Genomic DNA, 3,813 nt, shown 5'->3' with positions numbered 1-3,813 from the left:
TTATAGGTTAATAACTAAGATCGTGTATTTTTAAAGTACTACTTTTAAACTGAATAATCCTTATTTTTCGGCATTTATTACTATGTAGGGATATATAATTTTCTTGATAGTTAATTTCAATATTTCCGCAACTATCAGGGAATAACAATTGAGGATTATTTAAAGCAATTTCCATAGCCTGTTTATGGTTTATATTTGTAGCAATATTTTGTTTTTTTTCTTCTTTCTTTTTAAGAAATGTTATAATAATTAAAATAAGAGCTAAAGCAATTAAAATTCCTAATACTATGATGATTATTTTTAATATTTTTTGTAATTTTACAGTTGCTGGGTCTTCCATATTGTTAATATCCTGATTATTAAATAAAAATGATACAATACCATATTATTGCTAGTAATGTTGATAATAAACAAAGAGTTGATAGTTTTTTAACTAAAAACATAGCATCTACTACTAGAAATAAAATAAAACACCTAATCATAAAAGGCAATATAAAAGTTAAAAAATATCATCAAAAAGAAATTAAACTTCTTCAAGCTTGCGATATTATAGTTCAAACAGGAGATGAATTTTTTGTTACTTTAAATTTAACTCAGGATATAGACCTATTATTACCTCAAAAATTACAGCTGGATATTCTTTATGAAGATGAATCTTTGGCGGTTATTAATAAACCTGTTGGATTAGTAGTGCATCCTGGAGCCGGTAATACTGATTATACATTAGTTAATGGGTTACTTTATCATTACGGAGCTGAAGGATTATCTTCAATTGATACGCTAGAGAGGCCAGGAATAGTTCATAGATTGGATAAAAATACATCAGGATTATTAGTAGTAGCTAAAAATAATATTGTACATCTTGCCTTGAAAACACAATTTGCAAAGCATAGTATTACTAGAAATTATAGAGCACTGGTTTGGGGGGTTCCTAGATTCCCTACAGATAGTATAGAAAACTATTTGGTAAGAAGTACTAAAAATAGAAAAAAAATTGCTGTCTCATCTAAGAATGAAGGCAGAAAAGCCATTACTATTTATAAAGTATTAAAGCAGTATCAGAGCATTATAGCACTATTAGATTTATCTCTTAAAACTGGTAGAACTCATCAAATTAGAGTACACCTGTCTAATTTAGGATATCCTGTAATAGGAGATGAGGTTTATGGTAAAAAGATGTCTCAGTATCTATACAAAATACCGCAGGAGTTAGCAATAATTTTTAAAAATATTAAACATCAATTATTGCATGCTTATAAATTAGGCTTTATTCATCCTGTTAGTAATAAAGAAATGGTTTTTGAAATAGCTGACCCCTTAGAAATGCAGGTTATATCTAAATTACTTTCTTTTTAGATTTAGAGTTGCTTTTTAAATATATTGATATTATGATATATACGTGTTTATATCATAATATCAAGTTATAAAATAAATGGTTAATATATACCGTATCTTTATTGGCATTAGTATCTTAGCTTTAGTTAGTATTTATTTTTCTGATGAAATAAGAGAAAAAAAGTTTGAACTTGAATATGCTAGGTGGATTAAAACTTATAAACAGGAAGCCTATGTAAGATTAAATCTCTCAGAAGACTTTCTAAATGAAGTTTTTGATAATGCTAAACCGCTTTATTTTCTACTTAAATTAAATCAACTTAATCAAGAAGATATACTTAAAGATTCCCAAATAGGTAATAGTTTACTTAATTCTGAGAAAATTACTGCGGGTAAAGAATTTTTAGTAAAGCATAACAAAGAATTAACAAATATAGAGAAGAAATATAAAGTAGCAAGATCGTTAATAGTAGCTTTTTTAGGTATACAAAGTAATTATGGTAAAAATATAGATAATTATAATGCACTTAGTGTTATTTCTACCTTAGCTGTAAGAGATAATTTTGCATTCTATAAAAAAGAATTAGATAGTTTATTATTATTAATTTATAGTAATAATTTGTCAATAGCAACTGTTGCTTCTTTTGAAGGTAAATTAGGAGTTTTACAATTTTTACCATCAGATTATAAGGCTTACGGAGTTACAGCTAAATCTAATAGTATCAAAGTAGATTTATTTAATAATCAAAGTGATATATTTCTTACGGTGGCTAATTTTTTAAAACAAATGGGCTGGGGATTAAATGTAAACCCTAAGATAGGTTCTTGGGGTTATAAGGTAATACCTCCTAATAACAATGCTAATTTAAGTCTTAATGAACAAACCCTAAGTACATGGAAAATTATGGGTTATAAACTATCTAACGGTCAAGCTTTACCGGATTCTAATGCAACTACAACTTTAGTTATTCCAAGTAATATACAAGGTGTAGCTTTATTAGCAAACAGTAGTTTTTATAATTTAATAAGATGGAATAATTCTTTGAGTAATACAATATCTATAGCATTATTAAGTGAAGAACTTCAAGAATATAAATCATATATGGACGTAATGGAATTCAATACTGATATTGCTAAAGAATCGGTTGATGATTCTAAATTAGAACCCCAAAAAGATAAGCTTTTTGAGGAATATTATAAATATAAGCAAGATAATGAAAGCTATAAATAAGTTAATAATCTTAATAAAATATTATTTTTCTATAAATAATTATAACCCTAGTCTTTATTAGCATTCTAGTGTTTTTTTACCCCTAGAAATTAACTATTTTTTAAGTAAGATATATTTTTTATTAATTTTTACTTGCAATGAATTAATAATTAATTAATAATACTTAAAAACAAGTTAATAACTTATTACTAATAAGTTAATTAATAATAAATAATTGATAAGGGATTAGTTATGAAAAACATAGTGAAGATATCTATATTGCTAAGTAGTATAAGTGTAGCATCTGCTTTGGCAGCAACATCATTTAAGCCAATAACAAAATTAGTGGAAGGGCAAACTAATTTTGTAGCTAAACCAACTTATAAGGTAGGTACGGAATATAAACAATTTGGTATTACTTATAAGCCTAGTATGCAAGAAGAGTATGATGTTATAGGCATTGCTTCTTGGTACGGTGAGCAATTTCAAGGAAATTTAACCGCTAACGGTGAGCTTTTTGATAAGAATCAAATAAGTGCCGCCCATCCTACTTTGCCATTACCTAGTATAGTAGAAGTTACTAATATGGATAACGGACGTAAAATTATTGTAAGGGTTAATGATAGAGGACCTTTTTCTAATGGTAGAGTAATTGATTTATCAAAAAGAGCTGCAGAAATGTTGGGATTTGAAGATAAAGGTACGGCAAATGTTAGAGTAAAGCTTTTAAGTAATATTACTGATGAAGTAGTAAAAGAAGTAAAAAAATATTCTAACCAAAATGTAGCTCCTGTGACAACAAACCAACCACAGGTACAGAAAATTCAAGAAGAAAAATATGCTATGGTTTCTATAAATAGTAATGATGGTATAAAAGAATCTAACATTAAAGACGGAGTGCTTAGAGCGAATGCCGCACTAGATGATGTAATTAATAAAAAAGATTTGAAACCTATTAATCTTGTAGAACCTAGAAGTATTAAAAGCTATGTTCCAAGAGGAGTATTTGTACAAGTAGGTGCCTTTAAAGAAGATAATAATAAGGTTAGCAGTACTGTACACTCTTTAAGTAAAATCGGAGTTGTAACTCTACAAAAAGTAGATTTAGAAGGCAGAAATTTACTAAGGCTTAGAGTAGGTCCTTACGGTAGTATAGATGATGCTAAAAAAGCTAAGGATAATCTAGTAAGCATGGGGTATACAACTTCTAGGGTTATTGTAGAAGAATAACTTTTATTCATAATATAATACTTTTAAAGAATCTATGA

Annotated in this window: 4 protein-coding genes; 3 read left to right on the top strand and 1 reads right to left on the bottom strand. The window is 27.5% G+C overall.

Annotation, left to right across the window (positions count from 1 at the left end):
• Window positions 1–7: 7 nt before the first annotated feature.
• Window positions 8–340 (bottom strand): hypothetical protein, encoded by a 333-nt coding sequence (locus tag ACQCX0_RS00645; RefSeq protein ID WP_462562155.1) that lies wholly within the window; start codon window positions 338–340, stop codon window positions 8–10.
• Window positions 341–369: 29 nt separating this feature from the next.
• Here ACQCX0_RS00645 and ACQCX0_RS00640 point away from each other — a divergent pair, with 29 nt between their 5' ends.
• The 3 genes from ACQCX0_RS00640 to ACQCX0_RS00630 all read left to right on the top strand — a co-directional run bounded on the left by ACQCX0_RS00640 (window position 370) and on the right by ACQCX0_RS00630 (window position 3,775).
• Window positions 370–1,356, top strand: coding sequence for an RluA family pseudouridine synthase (locus ACQCX0_RS00640; protein WP_462562154.1), 987 nt, complete (start codon window positions 370–372; stop codon window positions 1,354–1,356).
• A 76-nt stretch (window positions 1,357–1,432) separates the two neighbouring features.
• Entirely contained in the window at window positions 1,433–2,566 is a 1,134-nt protein-coding gene (locus ACQCX0_RS00635; protein WP_462562152.1) for a lytic murein transglycosylase, read from the top strand.
• A 231-nt stretch (window positions 2,567–2,797) separates the two neighbouring features.
• Window positions 2,798–3,775, top strand: coding sequence for a septal ring lytic transglycosylase RlpA family protein (locus tag ACQCX0_RS00630; protein ID WP_462562151.1), 978 nt, complete (start codon window positions 2,798–2,800; stop codon window positions 3,773–3,775).
• Window positions 3,776–3,813: the final 38 nt, after the last annotated feature.

It is taken from the genome of Candidatus Hepatincolaceae symbiont of Strigamia maritima (genome assembly GCF_055505085.1).
This window is presented reverse-complemented; position numbering and strand designations above follow the sequence as displayed.

Coding starts and splice junctions, on each gene's coding strand:
- ACQCX0_RS00635 (WP_462562152.1), top strand. CDS start 1,433: ATGGTTAATATATACCGTATCTTTATTGGCATTAGTATCTTAGCTTTA.
- ACQCX0_RS00645 (WP_462562155.1), bottom strand. CDS start 340: ATGGAAGACCCAGCAACTGTAAAATTACAAAAAATATTAAAAATAATC.
- ACQCX0_RS00630 (WP_462562151.1), top strand. CDS start 2,798: ATGAAAAACATAGTGAAGATATCTATATTGCTAAGTAGTATAAGTGTA.
- ACQCX0_RS00640 (WP_462562154.1), top strand. CDS start 370: ATGATACAATACCATATTATTGCTAGTAATGTTGATAATAAACAAAGA.